Source organism: Gottfriedia sp. S16(2024) (assembly GCF_050473765.1).
In the GTDB taxonomy this organism is placed as follows: domain Bacteria; phylum Bacillota; class Bacilli; order Bacillales; family Bacillaceae_G; genus Gottfriedia.
Window position 1 is genome coordinate 4,209,736 of sequence record NZ_JBFLUO010000001.1, and the last position, 24,677, is coordinate 4,234,412.

Sequence of the window (24,677 nt, forward strand, 5' to 3'; positions counted from 1 at the left end):
TATGTACCTTTTACCTCGATAAAAAAAAGAGCTTCAAGCAATTCATAATCTTCAACTAAAGAATACGTTTGTTGTATTAGGTTTTGTTTTGAAACTAGTTTGCATTACTAATCTCTATATCCATAACCGATTAATTTATGTGATTTTAGATCTGCATAAACTACAAAATCACCTATTGTGGGATTATCATTTGAAGGGTAGTTTACAATGAAAACTTCTTTTCCAATAAATTTTTTGTCAGTAATCATTCCCATTGAATCACGAAGAATTATTTGCTGTACTCTTGCTTTTTTCCAGTCTCCTTGGATATGATTTTTATCCTTACTTGTAAGCTGATCCCACACACTTTCACTTACATCTAATGACTGTTTTTCATTATTTTTAACTTCCAATACATGAGGTTTATCTTTTTCTTTAGATGATTCTTCTTGACAACCATTTAGAACAAAAATCAAAGGAACTGAAAAAATACCTATTAGAAATAACTTATTCATAACTACACCTCCATTAAAAGAAATTTCTACGAAGGATATCCTCATACCTTTAATTTAAAGTTGGGTTATTTTCACCTTAATTTAATAGCATTTTTTGTTGATTAAAGTAAAAAGCGTCTTTAATCAGTCTAAATTAACACCAAAATCTCTTTGCCTTATATATCTATCCTGCCAGTTTGTTCAATAAAAAAGACCGACGAATAGTCGATCATGTTTTTCAATAAAATCATTGCTTTTAGTTGTATAATACTATTTCATTGACCTTGCAATTTCTAACATTTTTTCTTCTGTTAACCTCATGCTATCTATTTCTATATGCGTTCCCTCTTGGTTCCAAGAAAGCAAACCACCAGTAATGAGTTCTCCATGATTATTGTCCAATTGACCACTATTTCCCCATTCTTTGAAGTATCCTTTGTATCCATTAATCTCGACTTGCTTAGAGTTAGATTCTAAACGTTCATCTTGTAATCGTAATTGTTTTCTTTGTTCAATACCTATTATAAGTTTTGTATCGTTTGTATCCATGTAGTGTAATCTAATATAAGTGAACTTTTCCTTTTCGCCCCAAGGGTATGTTTTAGTTTCTAGTGTCCAACCACCAGGTACTTTTTGGGGAGTAAAGACCTTAAAATCTACTTTATTCTTTATATCTGGTACAGTAATGCTATTGTGATTATACTTAATTTCTTTAGCCATAGCTGTTGTTGAACTAATGCTTAAAAGGATTAAGATTAGGACAATAAATAAACGGATGGACGTTATCAATTTTGTACCTCGATTCTCAATAAATTTTAATTGTAGTATCTCCGAACTGTCATTACTTATTAAAACTATACTGTCATTTACTGCAATAAAAAAACGAGCCGCAAGCAACTCGTGATTTTCAACTAAAGCATGTTTTAGTTTTATAAGATTATTTTTAATAAGTTCCGTTTAAATTGGTAATAGATACATTAAACATGCTTTTGAGATAGGGAGATTACTAATGAAAACGATATTGATGTCGTGTATAGTTATATACAATTTGATTTTTATTCCTTATAACACGTTTGCTCAAAATATAAATGATAAGGATAAAGAGGAACTAATTATCCAGTTCCTTGAACCATATTATTTAATGGCTCTAAAAAAGCACTTTGGTAACCTTTATAACATATCAACTCAATGCGAGCGATTAATTGAAATAAAAAGGGAGCCAGATAGACCGAAAGTATTTACAGTAGAAGCAAAAACGATGACGTTTGAGGGTGCACATAATCCTCCTCATTATTCGGTAACCATTATAGTTTCAAACAAAGAAGATGTTTTTAATTTCAAATTAATTAATTACAAAGTAGAAAAAACTCAACCAGGAACTACTTGTCAAAATTATTAAGAATAGTTAGAGAGGATGATCAAAATGATTATCCTCCCTTTTTTGTTCAACTAACATGCGTTAGTTGAACATCGTGATTTTAAATAGGTTTCAAATAAAACCTTATTACTGAATTTGTGTATTCAACATCTCCGATGGAGTGCACCTGTTGAAACACTTTTGGATAATGAGAATCTAACGGAACTAACATCAATTGTTTTTTTTCTTTATATGAAAGGTCTACGTTAATTCTGTTATCAAAATTGATTGTAAAATAGAAGAGGTATGGTAAAATCCATTCATAGTAAGAAAAACCATCCTTAAATGATTGATTTATTCCAACTGTACACTTGTTACTCATAGCTAATTCAACTGCATTTAAAGGTTCATTGTTTTGATAAGTCACCACATTGAATTGAGGGTCTGCCATAATCCATTTTTTCATTTTAGTAATATATATTTCGACAACGACGTGCCCTGCTCCAAATTTTCTAGTCTCACAATCCCGTGTTTTTAGAGACAATATTCTCGACCGAAGCCCCAAAGCATTTAAACAACCATTTAGAACCACCGCGTATTCAACACACCGATATTGCTTACCTTTAAATACTTGCTCTAAAATGTATAAAGGATCAAAGTGTTTAGGTATATTCTCACCATTATGCTCCCATAAACAACTAACCCAACTCATTATGACTTCCACTTTTGTTAGATCGTCCATCTCATCATTAATAAGGCTTATTAAATTATACCTTTCTCGAAGTTCCTTAAGATATGGATGGTTGTAATCTAACCATAAAAACTTATCTTGAATTCTATTTTCCTCTAAAGAAAAGGTAATCATTTAAGTACCTCCAAATAAGTTCTTAATTGAATAACTAGCTATTTCTTCTCAAAAGTTAAATTACCATTTTAATAGGAAAGTATTCTTCAAAAAACATATAATTCTCATTATTTTAGATGCTTTAAAATCTCCAGCTAACACCGAAAAAGGAGCTGAATTATCGCCAACTCCTTTGTTTGCAAATTCACTGCGTTATTTACTTAAGGAATTTGTATACTATTCCTTCATATAACTACCTATTTAAAAGATCAAGCGATAATATTTGACTATTCTCGTTGTCTACAATTAATTCTAAATTAAAATATTTACTGAACAGCTTAATTGATTCAAGATTTTTTATTTCATTCCTTAGTTTCCATCCAGCTGGTGATATAACAAAAGTGTGATTATCTTCTTCTGAAACACCAAAAGATTTTTTTATAAACTTGATGACATCTAAAAAACTTGAATCGGTTTGAAAAGGAATCTCAATTTTTTCATTTAAAACTTGGTATAGTTTTTTATTTTCCCTAAAGGTTAGAAAATTGTGCTCTAAAGGAATAATATCTGACGAAAAATATAATTCCCTGATAATCGGGTGAATTTGATTATATCGAGACATTTCCAAGAATTTGTATTTAGAGAAGTCCTTAATTTCCCTCAGTTGAATTCGTTCTAAGCGATCATTGATGACTATTTTTTGAATTTTATTGAAGTGAACGGCAATTTGTTCCATGACTATCTCTTCAACTTCATCATTTGTAATCGGAATAGCTGTCACAAGAGGTAAATCAAAAAGTGTATGTATCGCAATAAAGAATTGAGCAATGATAGTTATATCATTACGTTTTTTATCTATTTGAACTATTTTTATTTCGAGTTTTTCATTACTTATTCCATTACCTAATGTACCATTAACTCCTGTCTTTACATTCATTTCTCTGAGCCAATTCAATGCAATATTCTCCTATTCGAACTTAATATAATTTAAATCTTGTGGTATAACATAACAAAAATGATTTATCATAGCAAATCCATATACAACTATCGCATGAAAAAATGAGCTGCCAGAGCAACTCATGTAGTTCAACTAACGCATTGCGTTAGTTGTTTAAAGAAACTTAAACTTATTTAACTTTATAAAATAGAAACCTGTCCCGTTTTCTTGTGGAACAAACACTTGCTGAGCTGAACTATTTTCCACCATATTTTGCTCTTCTACTGATATGACTGTATATTGGTCCCCATTATAAGTGGCTTGTTCAGTTTCCCCTTCAGATACCATAGCTTCTATACGATTTTGCTCTTCTAATGATACAACTCTGAATTGGTCTCCATTAGTCTGTGCATATACCTTTGTATTTTGGAAGTCTTTTGCAAATCCGACTGATAATGCTAAAGCACCTGCAAAACCAATTGATAATACTAGTTTTCTTTTCATAAATAAACCTCCTATTTTATTTTGGTAAGTAATTCCATCTTTTTGTTATAAAGATAGTATCACAAATAACTTAAATAACTTGTCTAATATTGTTTAACTAATCTGCCATTTACTACAATAAAAAAAGCCGCATATAAGCAGCTCGTGTAATGCAACTAATGCATGCTTTAGTTGAATAAGGATTACGAAAAGGAGACGCTAAGTTGACTTAGACTCTTTCTTAGAATCTAATATTTTAATAACAATATAGCTAATAATAAATGAGGAAAGGATGAAATATAAATGGATCACATATCTAAATGCATAAGCAGATAATAAAACTGTAACAATTGGAGATATTAAAATACTTCCCCATTTATTTTTAGTAAAAAAATAAATAGCAATTACAAAAAAAACTGCGGCTATTACTGGTATTAAGACAATCCATTCCTGACCTTCACCTATAATCATGTACCTATCCTTTAAGTAAGCGAATTTTTCCATTTTCAACCTCCCACTTTATGTACCTATTTGAAAGTCCCTATTATATAAAATGGATTAAATACCAATATTTTCGATTTTATTATTAAATTACCTCCATTTTTTCATTAAAATAATAGAACAATTTATGTCACTACTTGTTCAGCTAAACTGCCATAATGTTGAATTAGAAATCAAAAATGCTTGAATTAAAGATCACCTTGAGCGACTACCGCCACTCTAAATTTTTTGTAGTGACATCAAAACCCTTCAATTCAAAAAAACTATATCTGCGCCAAATTTAAAAAATATAGGAAAATTAATCAATAATGCCGACATTAACATCTTTTACTTTCTCACCATTTTCAACAACTTGTATTGGACGGTCTGTGCCATTCTTATCTTCTGAACGAATGACAAATAATGAGTCCGATTTAAATCCTTTGCTTTCCTCTGATTTATAAGAAAGTGTAATGGTTTCGTTTCTCGTTGAAAATTGAATCTCGTGGAACTCTTTATCTAGGTGATTTAGATAAACATATAATAATGATTTATCGCTTTCACTTCGTAAGAATAATGGACCACTGTGTTCACTATTTAATTGAATAGCTGTTTTTAACCATTCTTTTTCTACAAGGTCCACGCGCCATTCTTCAATACTGAATCCATCACCTAATCTAGCTTTTGATATTACTAGTTGATTGTCTCCTGTTACTTTTTTTGTTGGTTTTACATTTGTACCACTTACTTGTTCTTTTTTTTGTTTATCGATATCGTTTGTACATGCTGATAAACCAAGTATTAACACACTAATTGAACCAATTGCTAACATTTTTTTCAAATCTATCACTCCTTACATTACGTTACAACTTCGATAAGGCAAATATTTACGATCCAGTTCTCTCCAAACGGTATGCCGTTCATTTGGTTACAAATTAGGATTTTCATAACTTAATAAAACTAATTTCTAAATTTCTTATCCTTATTTTTATTGGCTATTTAAACATCGTTATCCTGTTCGTGAACGTTAATGCTCTAACTTTTTTGACAATTTAATTTTAATAGATCTATAGCGTATAAATGAAAAAGTAAAAAAGATCTGAATTGATCCTTTTCTACTTTGATTTATGACGTATTTTTCCATTTAGTGCAAAAAAAATGACTACCGAAGTAATCCATTGTTGTTAAACTAATGCATGCGTTAGTTGCATATGATTATATTGTTTTCCAATCCTTATTTTTTACATTGCGGTTTAAACTAGCGCTTTCCTTTGCTTCGTCGATAGTATCGTAATCTATATCTCCAATAACTTCCCAGTTCAAATCGCAAGAAAATAAATAATAAATATTACTTCCTTCATACTGACAAATAGCCATAGCAGTAACAAGTATTTCATCAATTATTTCTTTATCATCGTTTATTATTCCTATTGTTCCATATTGATTAGTCAAGGAATTTGATGTGTATAGAATTACTTTAGCACCATCCAATTTAGTCGGAATTCTCATTTCTTACCTCCACCAAATTGCCAATTATTAATAGACTATTTCTATACAATCTACTGGATTCCCTGTTCAACTAATCTGCCATTTACTTTAATAAAAAAAGCCGCAAATAACAGCTCTTGATCTTCAACTATTGCTATGCTTTAGTTGTACAAAGCAGAATCTAATCATTAGAATTATTAATAATCGTTGGTACAGAATCAGTTTGTTTAAATACGTATGTTTCATTATCAATATTTATTTTAAAAGTTCTGCTTTTTTCATTATAAAAGATTTTCAAATTTTGAAACTTAGGACTATTAATTACATAAGTCTTATCGGTTTCCTGTAGATATGTTCCTTTGTCTGTTTCATTTCGATTATAATAATAAAATGAATGATGATCTTCTTCATCAAATACTATTGTTACAAAAGGAAGTTGCTTACTATGGTAAGTTCCTTTTAAAGTTGAATTAAATGATTTCTGTATTTTAGGGACATTTGTAGCTAAAATAATAAATGCTAAAACTAATAATAGAATCATACTTTTATCAACCCACTTTTTCTTTTCAACCTTATCCATTACTAACTACACCCCCTTCTAATATTAAATTATTTAGTATTAAAGAGGACTATTCTAAATATCAATTCAATATCAGGTTATTTTAACCTTGAATTAATCGTACTTTCTTGCCCACTGATGTAATAATCCTAGTTATACAACTAAAATTAACAAAAAAAAAACGGGCTGCAAACAACTCGTGATCTTCAACTAAAGCATTCGTTGAATAACGTATTTCACTTTATTATCCAAGATACCTAATTTTATTTTGATCTTTTTTCGCTCTAATAACTATTTTTGCTGTTAAATGCTCTGGGTTGTCATACGTTAACTGAACTTCTTCAAAAAGTTCATTAATCATCTCTTCAAGATTTCCCAACGTAACTGATTTTGTAAGAGTTTTTGTTCTTCCTATTTCATAGTTTTTATATGCATCATCATAACCATCTATTTTCACTTCACCAGCAGCACTTATTTGAATTTCTACTTTAATTTGATCTTCCATCATTTCAATTCCTCCTGATATAAATTAGAACTACTATTCCTTACTACGCTACCAAATAGCAAATTATGTCTGATGATCGTAACCCACAAGTCTTATGTAACTATCGGACTACGATAGTTACATAAAAAGTTAATTTATTATATCTCGTCCTAATTGAATAACTACGAATTAAAAGGTCGAACTCAATGGTATTAAAAATAAGTGTGCTGCAAATATTGACCATGTTATTTTATTGTTCTTATTAAGAATTAATGCTCTAAACATAATATTTAAAATTGTAGAACCTAAAATACTAATAAATATTAAACTACCATAAAATATAATTTCCCTTGTCGATGACGAAACATCTGTGGCATTAATCAGTTCACCTAATACAAACAAAAATGGAGTACTCAAAGGAAAAATAACCAAAAAGGAACATAAATAAACTATTGTACCCCATACGATTTTATATTTTTTCTTTTCTTTCAATCAAATTACCCCTTACATTTTTTAATTAAATTTTAACAATTATCCTCTATAATTTCCTAATGTAAATTTTCCTATTTTTCAAAATATTATCAAAGGCATATAATTGAACAAAAAAAGAGTTGCAGTGATATTATCCCCTTCAGGTAGACAGTAAAAAAAGAGAACATGATATGATGTTCTTAACTGTTTAACTGAGAGGGGATTTTTTTATGGCTAAAAAAGGACAAACATTTTCAACTTATTCTGAAGAAGTAAAGCGAGAAGTCGTTCGTTTGAAAGTGGATGAAGGATGGTCATATCGTATGCTTCGTGAAAAGTTTGGAATTAAAAGTGATTCCCAAATAGCTCAGTGGGTACGTAAGGTTAAAAATGGGGAAACCTTTGATGATCAGCGTGGAATATGGAGTAAAAAAAACTTTACTAGTATTGAAGAAGAAGTTAATTACCTGAAAGCGCAGGTAGAATACTTAAAAAAGCGCAATCCAAATCTTCACGGAAAGGAATGGTCTTAAAGGCGGCACGTTTTGAGATAATTAATCAACTTCGAAATTTTCATCCTTTAAAGTGGTTACTAAAAATAGGTGAAGTATCAAAAGCTGGCTTCTATAAGTGGCGAAAAAGTCTTTCTAAACGCTCGGTTAAAGTGGATGAAGAATTATTATTAAAAGAGCATATCTTAGCTATTTATAAAATACACCCTTATTTTGGGTATAAACGAATGACAAAAGCCTTAAAACGAGAAGGCATTCTAGTCAATCATAAACGAGTACGACGCATGATGAGAAATTTAGGAATTCGTTCAGTTATTCGAAAAAAGCGTCCTTTCTATGGTAAACGTGGTTCGGTCGTTTTTCCAAATATCCTTAACCGCAAATTTTCTGCAGAAAAGCCATACCAAAAGCTAGTAACAGATATTACTTATGTGCGAACTGGGGATACATTTGTCTATTTATCAACAGTTTTAGACCTTTATAATAATGAAATTGTAGCCTGGAAACTTTCAGAAAGAAATGACCTAGAATTAGTGTTGAACACTCTCGATCAATTGGAAAACAAGCCCTTCACAAAAGATGCATTAATCCATTCAGATCAAGGTTTTCAGTACACATCACCAGCTTATAAGAAGCAAGTTACAGAGAAAATAAAGATTCAAGGAAGTCATTCTAGGAAAGGTAACTGTTACGATAATGCCTGTATCGAAAGCTTCTTTTCTCATTTAAAAACGGAAAAGTTGTATTTAGTGAACCCGAAAAGCAAGCCAGAAGCAGCAAAGGCAATTCACGAATATATTTATTTTTACAACAATGATCGATTCCAAGAAAAATTAAACGACCTTTCCCCGATAGAATATCGTGAAAAGGTCGCAGCTTAATATACTCTTTTTTTCATTGTCTACTTGACAGGGTTATGTGCACAGAAGCAACTCTTTTTGTTCAACTAACGCAGTAGAAATTTCGATATTATTCTTTTGTACTTTTAATTAAGGTATTTCATGCGCCTTTTATCATATGTTTTTTCATCATCGGTTCCAAATCCATAACCATCTTCAATAAGTGAACTTATTGGCGGAATCGATTGCATAATAATTTTCCTTTTTTTATCTTCTAACACAGTCGTAACAAAGTAGTAATTTACACCATTTAGTGCGTACTGATCCTCTTTGTATACTTTCAAATCCACTCCGACATAATATACTCTCGGACTTTTAAAATTTTCTATGTACCTCGTCGGTAAATATTGTGAAGCATACGAATACGGTACCTCTTTCAGATATTTCACTTTAGCTTTCTTGATCCCAAAAAATCCATTTTTCTCTTGTTGATTTTGCTTTTGTTGAATAAAACCAAGCATATCCGCATCTTTCACCCATAACTTAGGAATCAGATACCAGTTCCGTTCATCAATCGCTTGAAAGTATTCTTTTACTATTTGACTTGGTTGGACCTTTTGTTCTGCATGAACAAATCCATTGAACCCTACAACCAGGCATAATGAAAAAAGTAATACGCTAAATTTACTTCTCTGCAAGGAATTTCCTCCGATTATTTTTTAGAGTATTATTTCCCACTAGGTCGGTCATATTCATTCTTACATATTGTCTTACTCTAAATTGCCAGTTATTGCTTAAAAAAAAGATTGCGGAAACAGCCCTAATGATCTTTTACTAATACGTGGGTTAGTTGAAGCACCTCTATTTTTTTATCCATATTTTAAATATAATTCTTCCATTTATTTTTTCTTCACCTAAACAAATACTACCATTCGTTTTATTGTAATTTATCCATTCTGGTAAAAGTTCTGATAAACATTTTATTACCTTTTCGTCAGGTGTAGCGTATCCTACGTTTGTATTAGAACATAAATATTGACCGAAATCTGGATATAATGCATCCGCCCACATTTCTGCTTGCAGATGCGTTTCGAAAATATAATTATCTTCTTTGTAGCTACCGTTAATCCATATTATATTCTTCATATAATTACTCGCCTTCAAAATGTTTAATTTATGTTTATGATTGGATATGTTTATCTTTTTAAATTTGATAAAATCTGTTGTGCTTTATATTCGTCTTCTTTTTTCACATAGAATTCATATAGGACAGGTCTTCTATAGTCAGATACATTCATCTGCAATCCAGGCGTAGAACTATTTCGTGTATGATTTTTAACCTTGTACTGCAAGTCTTCACTTTTAAATGCTTGAGAAACCTTAAAATAGTCATCATCTTTTAACGCTGTATAAACTAATACTTTGTTAAAGAAAAAATCATATAGTGACAATGTCTTCACTCCTTTAGTTTTACCCGTTAATCTAAGATATTCGAATTCTGTATACAAATTCCTTGTTCTAACTATACTGCCATTTATTAAAAAAATCGACTTAACAACCGATCATGTTGTTCAACAAATGCATTGGGATTTTTAGACACAAAAAAAAGAATCACCATAGAAGATTCCTTTTTTATTTATGCATTAGAAATATTAATTTTTCTTTTTTTTATATAATAAGCAAGTGTAAAAGGGATTAGAGGGAATAAAGCAATAACTTTGCCAACCCAACTTTCTCCACCAGCAAAGTATAATGTTGGAAGGATTAAAAGAATTCCACTGATCAATAAAGAATGCCAAGATTTTTTCCATAGACCCCAAATTAATAGAACTAAACCTGAACCAATTAATAACCAAAAAATCAAACCTATCCAGTAAAAACCCACCGTTTCCATTTGAACACCACCTTTTGTATTTATATAAATATTATATTTTCACTTTAAACTATCCTTCCATTTATTTTAAAAAAATCATTATATTTATTGTTTTCTCTAAATCTTGTATTATTGGCACAAAAATGCAATTTATATTTAAAAAAATGACTAAATAGCAGATCAGGTTGCTTAACTAATGCACTGCGTTAGTTGCATAAGGAATCGATTAGATTAATCATCTCTGTTACCCTTTCAACCAGACGAAACTCATCGTGAGTAACCAAACAACGATAGGTGTGGCAAACAATTTGATTCGTTGGATTGTCGTAAACGGACTATTTCTTTTTTTCAACCATTGATCAACGAGAAAATAAATTGAAGAAGCAAGTAATCCAGGTAATAAGAGAATTAGACCGAATAGTAAATGAAAAATTCCACAGATGGTTAGCCATAAGCTTTTTTTTCGACTTGCAAACCGATTTGCAATTGTCTCACTCAAAAACGATGTAATTACCCCATAGATAAGATAAAACGGTAGACTATACATTAAGTAAATAGGGATAATTCCGATAACATCTGAAAAATAGTGCTGAATAGAAGTGATTGGTTCATCGAAAGGTTCTGGATCAATTAAAGCAAACATGATGCTAAATAGCGTGCTTGCATAGATAGCAGTAACAAATTTTCGTTTAAGCATGCCTTGAAGTTCTTCATCACTTTTCATAAATTCATTCCTTTCTCTCTATGGTTTACTAATTCAGTTTATTCGGCAAAAAGCTTACTTTTTCCTTTATGTACCTTATATAACTAAACTGCCATTTGCTTTAATAAAAAAAACCGCATAATAGCAGCTCTTGATCTTCAACTATTGCATGCGTTAGTTGATTTACATTTTCTCACAATCTTACCTTCATTACATCGGTAATAGTCGTTCCAACTTTTGTTATTTTTTATTCCTTATAATATTAATCGAAGCACTAGACGGTGTAAGGTATTTCTTTTCCCCAATGGAAAAATCAGATTGTTGACGATTTATTTCTGCATATTGAATTACCTTGCCCTCATTAAGAAAAACCAATAGGTATATATCGTCCCTCATATCAATGTTACTTAGGTCTTTAAAATGCACTTCTAATTGTTTATCAATACTTTCTTGAGTTGTATAAGGTAGAAAGATAAAGGCTTTTTCCCAAGTGAATTTAGCCAAAGACGATATATCTATTTCACTTTTACTTTTATTTTCCACCACTGAATGAATAGACTCTTCTAATTTTTTATTCTGTTTTACATTACTTACACTACAGCCTACTAACAAATATAAAGAAAAAATGACAATTATAACTTTCTTCAATTCAAATCCCCTTTTTCTTAATTTCCATAAAACTGCATACACACTCTCTACAATTCATACAAACCAATTTTCTTAGTTTTAACATATTTACTCTTTTACGCTAGATTTTTCTGTGAATTCTTATTGACCTAAACTGCCATTTAGCTCAATAAAAACCCATAAACTAATACTCATTTTAAACCCCTTTGGAGAAATGATTTTTTAATGTTTTTGCGTTATTTTTATCTAGCTCACCGTAACTGTATCCTTCTTTTTCATCATTAATAATAATAGTTGCAGTACCAGTCGCGTTAAACCAAATTTCATATTCATATAATCTATTAGGCATATTTTTCTCTTCTTCATAGAAGAAAACAGCAAGTAAATCTGGCTTCTTTGCCATACTCAGAATCTGATTCGATTGCCATTTGATTTTTTTAAATAAGTTTTCTATTAAAACCAAAGTATCTTTATCTTGAATATGAGTGGGTTCTTGATTTTTTACAAATGTATCAATGTCAATTCTTGTTAACTCGCCCTTACCTTCCGATGTACAACCCACTAATAAAAAAGTAAGAACAGCAATAAGAACAAAATACTTCTTTAATTTTTTCATAATACACCTCCTTAAATAGATAGGTTCTACAATAAATATGTTCATACCTGTAATTTAAAGTCGGGTTATTTTTGCATTGATTTAATAACTTCTATTTGTACATTAAAGTAAAATACGACTTTAATCAGTATAAATTAACTCAACAATCCCATTTCCTTCTTCCACTAATCTGCTTTAAAGTTAAACAAAAAAAGAGTTGCCAAAGCAACTCTTTTTGTTGAACTAACGCATGCGTTAGCCATCCATGAATCAGTGATTCACAACAGTGAATGGAAGATTATATGGCTCTCCCATGGTAGTTGAATATGAAATGCTTTTTTACATATACCATTGCAATTCATTTTCTTACCATTTTTATAACTTCCCATTCCTTATTTTGCTTAAGCACTTCTAAATTGTATTTGTTCCATCTGATTTCTTAAAAAGGAAATATGCTTTATTTCCATTTATAAAAGTAACAGGGGAACATTTCGGCAGACAGTTTATGGAATTTCAAGCACAATAAAAGACTACAATAATTGTAGTCATTCTGTTTTTTCTTTTGACAAAGTGCTTAACATATCTGCCATTTTGCTATCCAAATAAACCAGCTTTTGTACGATTAATAAAAGTTCTTTATCCATCAGCGCAGAGTCATGTTCAGTTAATTTTTTTATTTGGTCACGCATTAGACCATTAACTACTAAAAGATCCATTAAGGTTTCGTTTTTTTTTGCTTTCAGTAAAGTCATTTTACTACCACCTTTCAGTCTTTTTTAAATAAATTCTATTTAATTTGGTAGTTTCCTCTAGACAAATTCCTTCAATTATTGCAAACCATGTGAATTTAATGTTTTTTAATTTGGGGGATTTTTGCCTTTTTTAAATAGACTTTCAGATAATTCTTTTGCAAAAAACCTGCCATTTAGCACAATAAAAAATGGACTACCGTAGTAGCCCATCCTTGTTGAACTATCACTTGCCATAATTCAATAAGCAGAATTAAAAATTGTTACATTTCATTTATGTTAAAACTCAATTTTATCGTACTTATAACAATTTGTTATGTATGACATTTTTGAATTTGGAACAAGTTTTTTACAGTAGTCTTCTACTATGTGCGAACCTTTAACAAACTTCCCTTTAACAAATGTTCCCTTTCTATGTTGATCTGTTCGGTCTCTGGAACTGTCATAACGATAATAAATTATTTTCCCATTAAATTGATACTCTGTTATTACTGCATCACCATTGGATGTGAATTGAGTAAAACGAATAAAATCAGGTTTTTTATTTTTAACATTATTTTTAAACTCAGTTATTTTCTTCTTTTGTTCAGAAGTTCTTTCTTTAAAAAATGTTATGTCACCGTTTTTTAATGCTTCTTTCTTACTGTAAATTAAAGGAACCTTGTTCGTTTGTTTTTCTCCAAAGTTTTCAATTTCTTTTTTAAATCTCCACTTGCTGAATAGATTAGCTTCAGCCCCAACTTTATTATTTAAATTCGTACTAACCAAAACCATTATCACAAGTATTGTTGAAAAAGCTCTAATATTCAAATGACAATACCTCCCATATTTTATCTATGATAGTTTCATCCTTTGAAAACCTCTCTATTCAATGAAGCTCAGCCTTTCTTATTCCACTATTCTGCCATTTACTTGTATAAGAAAAAAGCCACCTGGATTGGCAGCTTCTATTCAACTCATGCAATGCGTTTGTTACATAAAGAGATTTTTATAGTTCCTTGTATCCAACTATTTTCTTTAACATTTTTGCATCCGTTTGACTAATTTTTCTATAATCTCCCATATCAATAATTGCACCATCATTAGTAAACCATATTTGTGTTTCTGTCAAACGTATACCTTCTTTAGGATTGTTGATAAATAAGTGTAAATCTGATTTACCTAAGTCTAAATTTTTATTGTCAATTTGCTTTGCAAAGGTTAGAACTTGTTGGATATAATCAATCTTTTCTTGATTCTTTACATCAGTTATGACTTTACGTATTTCGATTACCCCTTGTTGACCTGATATTTCATATCCCACTTGAATCTCTCTTGTTGGTTTGTTATATAGTAATTTTCCGCTAAAAAAACCTCCACTAAAAACAATTGTGATTAGAAGAATAAAAACAACAATTTTTATAAATTTATTCAAATACATGACCTCCCCTCAGTCTCACTATATGAATAATAATTCTATAAAATTTTTCTGTTTTTCCTTAGAAAGTCCATTTCCTTATTAAGCTATACTGTCAGATAAGTAGAAAGGAGCTGATTGTCCAATCAGCTCCTAAAAGAGTTAACTATTGCATGCGTTAGTTGCATAAGCAACACATGATTTTACAAATACCAAAGCAATTCATTTTTCATTTTCTTACCATTCTTATTCATCTTTTTTACAACTTCCCATTCCTTATTTTGCTTAATCACTTCATAAAGTGTATTTGTTCCATCTAATTTCTTAAAAAGGATATATGCTTTATTCTTATTTATAAAAGTAACAGGAGAAATTACATTTTTATAAGGTGGATGGATCTCTGGATTCAAAATGTTATTAACAATTTCCTCAGTAATATTGGCAAGGGATTTGTATTCCTTTTCTTTTTCTGCTTTATATTGGAGTTGCGAATACTTAAATTCTGAATATAGCTCTAAATTTAAATTAAACGATTGCTTTATATCTGAAATAGTCTCACTATAAAACTGTTTAAATTTCCTTTCCTCTTGATCGCCTTCATGAACATAACTAATCTTTTTAATTCCCATTGGGCTTATATCAAAGATCATTGTCTCCTTTCCATGCGGAGGATTGTGTGCATGTTCAAAAGTATTCACTTGGACTTTTGTTGTAAAGCTAAAGCTTCCTTCTCTATCCCTATTAATATTTAATATTTTCGCATCATACAAACCATACGCTTTGTGATATCCATAATAATCTTCTACACCTTTTGAAATATAAGGATCGAGTGTAGTCAGTAATGTATCATGAAGTAATTTATTATTTATTTCATTTTCATTTTGATTTGCTTTAATTACATAAGGTTGAATAAGAAAAATGAACGTGCTAATTGAGATTAATATAAAAAATTTTGTCTTCATATAAACCTGCCTATTGTATTTTAGGATTATATTAACCCATGCAAAAAAAACGATACTTAGATCCTGACAATTTATTCTCCCAGTTACCAAAATAAAAAAATCGACTAAATAGTCGATTTTGATGTACAAATAAAGCATGCGTTAGTTGAAAACTTTTTTTCATTTAGACTCTATACTTGCTACTAAATCCTCTATTGTACCAAAGCATTTTTCGATTTCAGGTAAATGGTAAAATGTACTCGTAGTTTCAAAATTATCTACTTCTTTGTTTGGTGAATATAAATAGACTTTTTTGCCACTTCCAAGAGCGATACCTAATTCAATATGACTTCCTTTTCCTGCTGGAAACAAAACAACAACAAAATCAGCTTTAATTACAGCTTCCTTCTCTTTTTGACCTATTACTTTTAGTTCTTCAAGTGTTGTAACGTTTTCATTTGTTGTCCAATCATATGTATTAATGAATCCTTTTTCTATTAAAATTTTACTAACATACCTAACCATTTCAATATTTTTAAGACTTGATGCAAGATAAAACTTTATTATTTCCCCCTCCTTTTTATTCTAAATTTTATCATAAATTCGAATAACTCTTATACAACTATTCTGCCATTTACTTGAATAAGATAAAAGCTACCGTAGCAATTTAAATGTTGTTCAACTAATGTATGCGTTAGTTGATTAAGAAATTGTATAAGGTACGTATAGTTTAATAAGTTAATTTGATTTAAGGGTTAGTCTATTAAACCTTTAAGTTGACTATTGTTTTTCTTCAAGAATAGCCAAATAATACATAGAACAGTAAAAATAGAGACGAATAAGATGGGTAACTGATAGAAACTCAAAATATTAGGTCCATAATATTTTAATTGATGATACTTCTCTATGATATTTTCGTATGAAGTTTTGTATTCATATTGAACTACCCAATTTCCGTTCTCCATTACTACATTTCCTAAATCATAATCACTTGGAATTATTTTTTCTTTGCTTCCAATAATACCTTCATTTCCAATAACAATTGCTGCTTTTTGATAATTAATTGGGTAAATTGTTGTGGGTTCATTTCTTACAAGAGCGTTTTCCTTAATCCAATCTTCTACATTGGTTTTAGGAAATATAGCCAACAAATTAAGTTTGCCATTATACTTTTCAAATACTTTAAGAAGTTGTTCTTCTTTTTGATTTGTAAGAACAGTTGAGTCTCCAAGTACGTTGATTGCATCATTCATAATGGCTTTTTTTTCTTGCTCTACTACACCAAGCCTGTTTACTTCTTCTTTATATTTTTTCATTTCATTATTCGAATTAGCTAGAAAGTATATCCCAAACAACAATGAGATGAGTGCAAATATAAGTATATAATTTGTAAATTTCTTCTGGAAGTTTAAAAATCCAGATACTTTTGTAAACGGTTTTTTCGTCGTCTCCAACCTTTCAATTTTATAAATCTCATCGGATATATTGATATCGGATTTCATAGTATCTAATATTTTTCCGCAGTTTACACATCTAGTTAAATGTTCTTTAATAAACTGATTGCTCTCTTTGCTACATATATTGTCTATATAAGATGGTAGTAGGTCCCTCACAATATCACACTTATTGTTCATTCTCCATCTTACCCCTTTCCCTTAATTTAATTTTAGCCCTATAAAAAGTAACCCTTGCCCAGTTTTCATTCTTCATTTGAATTTCACCAATTTCTTTATAACTAAGTCCTCCTAAAATTCTAAGAAGTAAAACTTCTTTATATGGTTCTTCTAGTAGGTGGATTATTCGGTATAGAGCAACTTTATCCTCCGAATTTATCAATTCAGTTTCAGGTGAAGTATGTATGGAATTCTCTTGGTAAATCTCTTTTCGTTGCTTCTTATTTTTTTCTAGGTACTTATAGTAAGAGTGCTTCGCTATTTGACATAACCAAACTGACATCTTACATCCACCATTATAACTATCAATCGATCTCACAGCTTGATAGAAAGTTTCTTGTGTTAATTCTTCTGATAAATCTGCATCATGGCAAAGACACATCAAATACTTAAAAACGACTTCAGCATAATTATTGTAAATTTCATTAAGATCTCCCAAGGCTTTTCCTCCTTTCGCACTATATATCCGATTAAAGTCGTTTTTGTTACAAAAAATATGATATTTTTTTATGAATTTTTTTAACAGCAATAAAAAACCGCCATCTATTGGCGGTAATAATGGTTAATTTTAACATATTTACTTATGTATTTTACTAGTCTGCTATCATAAATTAGACTGCTGCACTCCACTTCATGCAACTACCATATGCTTTAGTTGATGATGAGGTAATAAATAATACTCTTCAGATAAGTTCCTGTTTTGGTCGATACCACTTCGGAATTAATAGATAAGCTACATATCCTAATAGATTAAATAAAGCAAAAATAATTATCCAGCCTGTGTTTAATCGTTTATGATGATACGCATTGATCGTTGCCCAAATTGTAAATAAAGTCCAATTAATTGCTAATCCTGCTATTAAAACATAACCTGCAAAAGTATCAAAACTTCTATACTTCATTTCGACATACCACTCTTTATCTCCGTTTCCATAAGGGAAAAAGTCATGAGCTAACCATTCTGGAGACCAAACGATTTTTTTGTATTGATAATCTGGCTTTTCTATTTCCGTATTATAAAAAATCGTGCCATCGTCTTCCGTTCTAATCTTCTTTGAACTATAAATGCTAACATCAGAAATAAAATCCGTACTTTCTACTAACCTTGCTATTTCTTTTTTCATTTCTAAAGAAACTAATTTCTCACCTTTTAATTCGTCTGCTATTTGTGTAGCGATTACAGACAATTCGTGTGAGTGTTGTTCTTCATATTGCCAAACGAACCCAAAGATTGATAAAAATATTAAAAGAAACGCTACGGAACAGAAAAGAACCCACTTGGCAAAAGTTTTTTGTGCTTTAAACAATTGAGCCACTATTGAACGTATTTCTTTTTCTCCACCAAAACGCTCAATAGCAAGTTCAATGGCTTCTTGTTCGGATTTTCCTTCTGATTTCAATTCGTGAACAGCTTCTAACAAATGACCTTTCATCTCTGCTTTTAACTCTTGGACTTCCTTCAGGTTTCCGCCAACATTTAGATAAATCGAATCGACAAATGCTTCAATTTGTTTCATACTGAATCGCTCCCTTCTACAAATGAATCAATAATACGCTTAACAAAAATCCATTCCTTACGCTTTAATTCAAAATTTTCTTTTCCTAAAGTTGTAAGGCTATAATACTTTCGTCTCCCACCAGGACCTTGCTCATCTGCCCAATAAGAAGAAATCCAATCAATTTTTTCTAATCGCTTTAATGAAAGATAAAGAGTACCTTCCTTCAATTCAAATTGTTCATCACTTTTTTCACGAACATACTTCGCCAATTCATACCCATACATTTCCTTCGTGTGTAAAAGAGAAAGTATGATTGTATCAATGTGACCTTTTAATACCTCTTTGTTAATATTCAATTCCCTCACCCCATTCCCTTAATATTTTTATTACTTTGTTATACAAGGTATTCAATAATATTAAATAATATCCTTTTAAAAAAAATCGACAAATAAAAAGAACGATCTTCTACTAATTAATCGTTCTTTTAAAATATATTAAAAAACTAAACTGCATTTACAACAAAAAAACGAGTTGCAAGCAACTCGTTATCTTCAAATATAGTATGTGCTAGTTAAGTAAATTTCTAATTTTCATTTATTTTTTAATGAAGTCAATATTTCTAAAGCATTTGAAAGTATATTCTGCTCTCGCTTATGTCCTTTCAGTGCTACCTTTACGTTTAAAATACATTCTAATAATATTTCATCGTTTACAACTGAATTAATATTTTCTTCGATTAATTAAAACGAGTTTGCTTGGACTTCGAAATTTCCAGTCAGCAAATGCTGAACTAAAGTTTTTAAGTGTGCAGTACAATCAAATGGTTTCAGTGCATAAAACAAAGTACCTCGATACCCTAATGTTTTAGGGTCATTTATCATTTCAAAAAGTGGTTCAATTGCTATTTCATTTCCAATATCACTAAGAGCAATTGCAATTGCATTTCTTATCCTATGATTACCAGTGACTTTTAAGCAATCAATGAGAAGGTGAATACAATTTTCTTGTTTATTTTTCACGATTTCTTCTAATATTTTTTCTGCTTCCTCTACATTTTCACTATTTATTACTTTGCTTATGTGATCTAAAACCATCTCTTCAAATCCCCTTCAACACAATCCTTTTTTACTAAATTTCAACGAAATGGTCTAGTTTCTATTACAACTAAAGCAATTCGTTCGTTCAATTGAATCACTCAACAAAACTACCAATATTAATTAGGATCCCATCCTTATCGAGCCTGAGATGATTGTATGGAATTTGACGTAACTTTTTGTACTTTTCATTCCAAATTATATCTATGAAACCGTTTGATTCTTGAAGAATACAATCAGCTTTGACGTTCACTAAACAATAACATTCATTAGGATATACTTCATCGAGACCAAATAATGAAATTACATCTTTTTCGATTGCCATTCCACCTATTTTAAATTCAAAAATGGAATACAAGTCTTTAAGAAAATTTGTAAAATCTGTAATTTCTTCATTTTGTATTCCAATCTGATCCCACTCTATGGCATCAATTGGAGAACCATAAAACCAAAAATTAACCATTGCAGTATTAGAAGAGACCATTTCAATTTGTAACGTTGCTTTTCTCTTCCTAGATAAATAGACATATAATCTGAGTTGTAGGGAATGTAAGTAATTTGATTTAGGATCTTCTTCGTTAAACGGATAGCCTTCAGCAAAGAAATCGATAATTTCATCAACATTTTTGTCATTGATTTCAATTCTATTTTTTAATTTTGATATATTTAATATAATTTCTTGTATTGTTTCTTTTTTATTTTTTTTTTGTTCCAATAAAAAACTAATCTCAAGGAAAGGACCACCTTGTAACCATTGAGACCACTGCATGTGTTTTGCCTCCAATTTTAAGTAACTATTGTATTGTATTAGTTCAACAATATTATTTCATTATTAACTAAATAAAAGACTGACCAATTTCTGTAATATTTGATATTACATTTAATTCAATTCATTCTTTCAATGCTTTTCGTACATTTTGTCAGTAACATAATAAAAGATTGTAGAGAATTTTAATGAATGCTGCGTTTTTCTTCGCAATACTCTACGATATATTCATAAATACCTTTATTTTCAGTTCCTAGGGGACCTGTATCACCTTTAATTATTAGCTCTTTTGCACTATTTATTGCACTGTTGTATTTTCCAATTTGAATATAAGCTAACATTTTCATCAAATCTACATGGTAAAAATCTGATTGTTGTACAACGAATTTATTGAAATTATCTACACTTTTTTCCATAGAATTTATAAACGTCTCGTAGGTATCAATAAATTCTACTACGGTTTGACGAATATCATCTTCTATATTCTCTAAACTGTTTTCAACAATTTTAATCTCTTTGATAGGATAGGTTGGTGCTACAAATGCTCCTATTGCTCTTAAGCTCATAGGTTCTCCTGCATTTTCCTGTATATCGAATACTTCCCAAAATAAATCATCATAAATCAATGGTTTTATTTTACAATACATACTAATTGAAATTTCATTATCATCTGTAAAATTTGTTCTATAGTCTCCCGTTACAAAAAAATCTCCTACTTTTTTAAATATACAGTACGACCTCTTTTTTAAACCAAATTCTTTAGCTAACACTCTCATAGACTTTTCTTGAATTTTTTCAATTTCTTTAAAAAGAGCTTTTTGTTCTTTTTTCAAAATTAATCCACACCTTATCTCGTTTATTTCTTTAAATATAATCTATATAAAACCTCATATAAGAAATAATATTTTAACAAAGATTCGCTTCAGTATCACATGGCTTACCAAGAATCCTTTTTAATCTATACTGTCACTTACTTGAATTAGAGGTTTTAGCTATCATACCAATACGTATGCAAAATCCTTTAATAGCTTACCTATATCAAAGTCATCTAATCAATGGAGCATTAAAATTGATCAAGCTGATCAAGTTAAGGTAAATGAGCCTAAACTTACAAAGGCAAAAAAGGGTGTTATTAATGTTTATAGTTTGGATATAAGCAATATTGGTGATAGAAACATAAATAACGTTAGAATTGAGGCTTATCGAAATGAGCCTCATTCAAAAACTTATTACGAGTTATTTACTCATGATGGGGATATTTTAATTAAAGATGGTAGCTCTTATCATCATGCAAACTTTCCTATATCGGTAAAAGCTAAGGTATTTAAAGTGGACATTACTTGGGAAAAGACAATAAAAGGAAATCAAATCAGACATTTTAAAGAAACATTTGTTTTTCATCAAAAATAATTCCAATAAAAAGAGGAAGATCCTAAGATCACCCTCTTTTTGTTGTTTAACTATTACATACATAGTTGTACAACAAATTATCTTAAATATGAATAAACAATGTTCCATTAGTTTTTACTGTAACTAAAGGATTTTCAGGTAAGTTTTCTTCAGTAAGAATGATTTCTTTACCAATTATATTTGATAGTTTAATCATAAATTCAAATACGTAACTAGCTTCATTTAGCCCTATAATTTCTTTAGGATTTATATCAAATTCTATTTCATCTTCTACAAAGAAATGGCAATTTACCAAAACACTATTGATGTCAATAGACATTAAAACACTTTTATTCTTTTTTTCCTCAAATATTTTGGATACATTTATTATTTTATTTGTGTTTTTTTGTCCATCTATATAAAACTCAATACCCCAATCAGATAAACATAACCAGTCTATTAATTTTTGCCAGTCATTTATATTGGCATCTAAAATATAAATATCCCTTAAACTTCCATCACCGAAAAATACATTATCCAAAACTTCATTAGTTATATGTTTTTCCATAAAAAAGATTCCCCAATACCAAATAGTTGTATCGATTTCTGTTTGATTTTTTTATTTTTTATATGCATTTATGCGAAGTACATTCAAAATAACTATTAATAAAACTAACGTAAACCATATAGATCCTGTATATCTTAATGGATGTATTGAGATATATTTACCCAAAACAGGGAGATTACTCAATACGTCATTTACAATTAGCTTTATACCCGTATAGCCTAGAGTAACAGTTAAAATTGTAGATAATATTAATACAAAAAGCTCAGTATTCTTGATTCCAGTTTCTCTATTCGTATTGATATTTTCTCTAATATCATTAAGTAGTTTTTCACACTTTGTTACAAGAGAATTTACTCCAGTTTTTTCTAATATAATCTTATATAATTCTTTTGGACTCCCATCGGATTGTAAGATTAATTCTTCATCGAATTTTAATTTAACAAAATTAAAATCTTCTTTTAATTGATTGAATTTCTTTAAGTTTTTTGTTCCTGATAAAATATCATTCAATAATTTAGATGTATAATACCTTTTAATAAAAGTAAGCTCATAAAATCTTAGATGCTGATACATGTGTGTTAATGTATATGCTTTATATAATTCATTCACATATTTGTCATATTCATTTTCCTGTTTAAGTTCCTTTTCAATATGTTTTACTGATTCGTCAACAGCATCTTTAAAGAATGTATATCCAATACTTAATATTGAAGAAAAGGGTGTGCAATAAAAATGCAAACCCTTCATCCTAAAAACTTGAGCACCCTCGATTTCTTTTGTTATTTTTTCTTCCTCCATTCTAAAGGTTAGTTCAGAATTAGCGTTTCTTAGGTAGCTATAATACAGATGTTTGTTTTGTTCTATAAATTTCTGGTGTTCAGAGTTTTTATTTGATGCAAAATCCCCAAAAACCCAGGAATAATTATAAAACTCTTCATCATTAAAATAATCCCCACATAGCATCTTCAAGTAACTTTGATAATATTCAAAAATTTGAGTAAGATTTAGTGTTTTTGCAGTAGTTTTATTATAGTAATCACTTGATTTATATTTCTTCTTACTTTCATAGAATTGAACGTTTGAAAGAATAACATTTTGAGGTGTAGTTTTGGGTGGATTTTCCACTTTATTGGTCTCATAGGCTATGTTTATTTGTAAAGTAACAATACCGATATCATAAAATGTTGCAATAATTATTGGTTGTACATACTCGTCTTCAATTTTTGCTAAAAAGGGTAAAAATGTAAACCTTTTTTGGTTCTTCATAATAAAATTTTTACTTAAGAATTGACGGTTAATCCCTTCAATTGAATTATCAATTATTTTAGTTTTATCTAAAATTTGTTCTTCAATCAAATCTACAAAATGGGTGATTATTGTTCCGTTATCAACATTATTAATCTCGATATTATGTTTATAATCATCCTGCATCCCATATTGTTCTAAGTATTTATTTATCTTTTCTTGATCAATATTTTTGTTTGACAGGAGCATAGAAAGCTTTCTATTTAAAGGCTCTTTGGGTGGGTCACTCAAAATATTACTGGTATAGGCAGATTGTTTTAATCTCAGATACATTTCGTACCTAGGATTAACGATCCCATTAGTTTTATTGGGATCGTTATAAGTTGTATAGCCGTATGAGTCCTTTATTAAATTTGTAAACTTTGCGTAATGTTCTTTATTAAAAGACAAAATATTGTATGCATTTAAAACCTTAAAAAACATATCTTCACCATTTGTACCTTTTATTATTTATTTTACATTTATAAATTAATTTTTTATAGTTCGTACTTCTTTTCCTTTAAAAAATGTTCAATCAAACATTAAAGCTTTCTATAAGCTGTTACCGAATGCTATTAAAGAAACAGTAGAAG

Annotated in this window: 34 protein-coding genes; 2 read left to right on the forward strand and 32 right to left on the reverse strand. The window is 29.7% G+C overall.

Annotation, left to right across the window (positions count from 1 at the left end; all coding sequences use genetic code 11):
* Window positions 1-107 precede the first annotated feature (107 nt).
* Together AB1282_RS20030 and AB1282_RS20035 are read right to left on the reverse strand one after the other, a co-directional pair.
* Entirely contained in the window at window positions 108-494 is a 387-nt protein-coding gene (locus AB1282_RS20030) for a hypothetical protein (RefSeq protein WP_429900102.1), read from the reverse strand.
* 249 nt (window positions 495-743) lie between these two features.
* Complete coding sequence (locus AB1282_RS20035) at window positions 744-1,262, reverse strand: DUF4367 domain-containing protein (RefSeq protein WP_429900104.1); 519 nt, start codon at window positions 1,260-1,262, stop codon at window positions 744-746.
* Window positions 1,263-1,482: 220 nt separating this feature from the next.
* On the opposite strand from AB1282_RS20035, the gene AB1282_RS20040 reads away from it, so the two are divergent.
* Window positions 1,483-1,872, forward strand: coding sequence for a DUF3888 domain-containing protein (locus tag AB1282_RS20040; RefSeq protein WP_429900106.1), 390 nt, complete (start codon window positions 1,483-1,485; stop codon window positions 1,870-1,872).
* Between the two features lie 79 nt (window positions 1,873-1,951).
* Here AB1282_RS20040 and AB1282_RS20045 read toward each other — a convergent pair whose 3' ends face one another.
* The 9 genes from AB1282_RS20045 to AB1282_RS20085 form a co-directional block, all read right to left on the reverse strand.
* Window positions 1,952-2,695 carry a transglutaminase-like domain-containing protein gene (locus tag AB1282_RS20045; RefSeq protein ID WP_429900108.1) on the reverse strand — a complete coding sequence of 248 codons (744 nt, stop codon included), beginning with the start codon at window positions 2,693-2,695 and terminating at the stop codon, window positions 1,952-1,954.
* Window positions 2,696-2,927: 232 nt separating this feature from the next.
* On the reverse strand, window positions 2,928-3,629 hold the full coding sequence (locus AB1282_RS20050) for a hypothetical protein (protein WP_429900110.1): 702 nt from the start codon (window positions 3,627-3,629) through the stop codon (window positions 2,928-2,930).
* 156 nt (window positions 3,630-3,785) lie between these two features.
* Complete coding sequence (locus AB1282_RS20055) at window positions 3,786-4,115, reverse strand: hypothetical protein (RefSeq protein WP_429900112.1); 330 nt, start codon at window positions 4,113-4,115, stop codon at window positions 3,786-3,788.
* A gap of 198 nt (window positions 4,116-4,313) precedes the next feature.
* Complete coding sequence (locus AB1282_RS20060; protein ID WP_429900114.1) at window positions 4,314-4,598, reverse strand: hypothetical protein; 285 nt, start codon at window positions 4,596-4,598, stop codon at window positions 4,314-4,316.
* A 295-nt stretch (window positions 4,599-4,893) separates the two neighbouring features.
* Window positions 4,894-5,415, reverse strand: a complete 522-nt coding sequence (locus AB1282_RS20065) for a hypothetical protein (protein ID WP_429900116.1) — start codon at window positions 5,413-5,415, stop codon at window positions 4,894-4,896.
* A gap of 374 nt (window positions 5,416-5,789) precedes the next feature.
* A complete protein-coding gene (locus AB1282_RS20070) occupies window positions 5,790-6,083 on the reverse strand; it encodes a hypothetical protein (protein ID WP_429900118.1) in 294 nt (97 codons plus the stop codon).
* 160 nt (window positions 6,084-6,243) lie between these two features.
* Window positions 6,244-6,642: a hypothetical protein gene (locus AB1282_RS20075; protein ID WP_429900120.1), complete on the reverse strand. Its 399-nt coding sequence runs from the start codon at window positions 6,640-6,642 to the stop codon at window positions 6,244-6,246.
* Between the two features lie 223 nt (window positions 6,643-6,865).
* On the reverse strand, window positions 6,866-7,129 hold the full coding sequence (locus tag AB1282_RS20080; RefSeq protein WP_429900122.1) for a hypothetical protein: 264 nt from the start codon (window positions 7,127-7,129) through the stop codon (window positions 6,866-6,868).
* Window positions 7,130-7,294: 165 nt separating this feature from the next.
* Window positions 7,295-7,597 carry a hypothetical protein gene (locus AB1282_RS20085; protein ID WP_429900124.1) on the reverse strand — a complete coding sequence of 101 codons (303 nt, stop codon included), beginning with the start codon at window positions 7,595-7,597 and terminating at the stop codon, window positions 7,295-7,297.
* A 209-nt stretch (window positions 7,598-7,806) separates the two neighbouring features.
* On the opposite strand from AB1282_RS20085, the gene AB1282_RS20090 reads away from it, so the two are divergent.
* Window positions 7,807-8,969 (forward strand): IS3 family transposase gene (locus AB1282_RS20090; protein ID WP_429898917.1). Its coding sequence is split into 2 segments (ribosomal slippage): window positions 7,807-8,065 and window positions 8,065-8,969, totalling 1,164 coding nucleotides; the frame shifts between segments, so codons are not numbered across the junction.
* A 104-nt stretch (window positions 8,970-9,073) separates the two neighbouring features.
* Here AB1282_RS20090 and AB1282_RS20095 read toward each other — a convergent pair.
* The 21 genes from AB1282_RS20095 to AB1282_RS20195 form a co-directional block, all read right to left on the reverse strand.
* Complete coding sequence (locus AB1282_RS20095; protein ID WP_429900126.1) at window positions 9,074-9,625, reverse strand: hypothetical protein; 552 nt, start codon at window positions 9,623-9,625, stop codon at window positions 9,074-9,076.
* A 163-nt stretch (window positions 9,626-9,788) separates the two neighbouring features.
* Window positions 9,789-10,073, reverse strand: coding sequence for a hypothetical protein (locus tag AB1282_RS20100; protein ID WP_429900128.1), 285 nt, complete (start codon window positions 10,071-10,073; stop codon window positions 9,789-9,791).
* Window positions 10,074-10,123: 50 nt separating this feature from the next.
* A complete protein-coding gene (locus tag AB1282_RS20105; RefSeq protein ID WP_429900130.1) occupies window positions 10,124-10,378 on the reverse strand; it encodes a hypothetical protein in 255 nt (84 codons plus the stop codon).
* A 185-nt stretch (window positions 10,379-10,563) separates the two neighbouring features.
* Window positions 10,564-10,821: a hypothetical protein gene (locus tag AB1282_RS20110; RefSeq protein WP_429900132.1), complete on the reverse strand. Its 258-nt coding sequence runs from the start codon at window positions 10,819-10,821 to the stop codon at window positions 10,564-10,566.
* Window positions 10,822-11,044: 223 nt separating this feature from the next.
* Window positions 11,045-11,524, reverse strand: coding sequence for a hypothetical protein (locus AB1282_RS20115; RefSeq protein WP_429900134.1), 480 nt, complete (start codon window positions 11,522-11,524; stop codon window positions 11,045-11,047).
* Window positions 11,525-11,743: 219 nt separating this feature from the next.
* On the reverse strand, window positions 11,744-12,151 hold the full coding sequence (locus tag AB1282_RS20120) for a hypothetical protein (RefSeq protein ID WP_429900135.1): 408 nt from the start codon (window positions 12,149-12,151) through the stop codon (window positions 11,744-11,746).
* Window positions 12,152-12,326: 175 nt separating this feature from the next.
* Window positions 12,327-12,746: a hypothetical protein gene (locus tag AB1282_RS20125; protein WP_429900137.1), complete on the reverse strand. Its 420-nt coding sequence runs from the start codon at window positions 12,744-12,746 to the stop codon at window positions 12,327-12,329.
* A gap of 524 nt (window positions 12,747-13,270) precedes the next feature.
* Window positions 13,271-13,477: a hypothetical protein gene (locus tag AB1282_RS20130; RefSeq protein WP_098809622.1), complete on the reverse strand. Its 207-nt coding sequence runs from the start codon at window positions 13,475-13,477 to the stop codon at window positions 13,271-13,273.
* Window positions 13,478-13,753: 276 nt separating this feature from the next.
* On the reverse strand, window positions 13,754-14,284 hold the full coding sequence (locus tag AB1282_RS20135) for a hypothetical protein (protein ID WP_429900139.1): 531 nt from the start codon (window positions 14,282-14,284) through the stop codon (window positions 13,754-13,756).
* Window positions 14,285-14,462: 178 nt separating this feature from the next.
* Window positions 14,463-14,888, reverse strand: a complete 426-nt coding sequence (locus AB1282_RS20140) for a hypothetical protein (RefSeq protein WP_429900140.1) — start codon at window positions 14,886-14,888, stop codon at window positions 14,463-14,465.
* A 185-nt stretch (window positions 14,889-15,073) separates the two neighbouring features.
* Window positions 15,074-15,832 carry a DUF3888 domain-containing protein gene (locus tag AB1282_RS20145; RefSeq protein WP_429900142.1) on the reverse strand — a complete coding sequence of 253 codons (759 nt, stop codon included), beginning with the start codon at window positions 15,830-15,832 and terminating at the stop codon, window positions 15,074-15,076.
* Window positions 15,833-15,991: 159 nt separating this feature from the next.
* A complete protein-coding gene (locus AB1282_RS20150; protein WP_429901193.1) occupies window positions 15,992-16,378 on the reverse strand; it encodes a nucleoside 2-deoxyribosyltransferase in 387 nt (128 codons plus the stop codon).
* Window positions 16,379-16,566: 188 nt separating this feature from the next.
* A complete protein-coding gene (locus AB1282_RS20155) occupies window positions 16,567-17,445 on the reverse strand; it encodes a zf-HC2 domain-containing protein (protein WP_429900144.1) in 879 nt (292 codons plus the stop codon).
* Entirely contained in the window at window positions 17,435-17,923 is a 489-nt protein-coding gene (locus tag AB1282_RS20160) for an RNA polymerase sigma factor (protein WP_429900146.1), read from the reverse strand. The genes AB1282_RS20155 and AB1282_RS20160 overlap by 11 nt, the downstream gene beginning before the upstream one ends.
* 244 nt (window positions 17,924-18,167) lie before the next feature.
* On the reverse strand, window positions 18,168-19,001 hold the full coding sequence (locus AB1282_RS20165; protein WP_429900148.1) for a permease prefix domain 1-containing protein: 834 nt from the start codon (window positions 18,999-19,001) through the stop codon (window positions 18,168-18,170).
* A complete protein-coding gene (locus AB1282_RS20170; protein WP_429900149.1) occupies window positions 18,998-19,339 on the reverse strand; it encodes a PadR family transcriptional regulator in 342 nt (113 codons plus the stop codon). The genes AB1282_RS20165 and AB1282_RS20170 overlap by 4 nt, the downstream gene beginning before the upstream one ends.
* 384 nt (window positions 19,340-19,723) lie before the next feature.
* A complete protein-coding gene (locus AB1282_RS20175) occupies window positions 19,724-20,077 on the reverse strand; it encodes a HEAT repeat domain-containing protein (protein WP_429900151.1) in 354 nt (117 codons plus the stop codon).
* Between the two features lie 97 nt (window positions 20,078-20,174).
* Window positions 20,175-20,846: a hypothetical protein gene (locus AB1282_RS20180; protein WP_429900153.1), complete on the reverse strand. Its 672-nt coding sequence runs from the start codon at window positions 20,844-20,846 to the stop codon at window positions 20,175-20,177.
* 182 nt (window positions 20,847-21,028) lie between these two features.
* Window positions 21,029-21,676 carry a hypothetical protein gene (locus AB1282_RS20185; protein WP_429900155.1) on the reverse strand — a complete coding sequence of 216 codons (648 nt, stop codon included), beginning with the start codon at window positions 21,674-21,676 and terminating at the stop codon, window positions 21,029-21,031.
* A gap of 659 nt (window positions 21,677-22,335) precedes the next feature.
* Window positions 22,336-22,800: a hypothetical protein gene (locus AB1282_RS20190; RefSeq protein WP_429900157.1), complete on the reverse strand. Its 465-nt coding sequence runs from the start codon at window positions 22,798-22,800 to the stop codon at window positions 22,336-22,338.
* Between the two features lie 51 nt (window positions 22,801-22,851).
* Entirely contained in the window at window positions 22,852-24,528 is a 1,677-nt protein-coding gene (locus AB1282_RS20195; protein ID WP_429900159.1) for a hypothetical protein, read from the reverse strand.
* Between the last annotated feature and the right edge of the window lie 149 nt (window positions 24,529-24,677).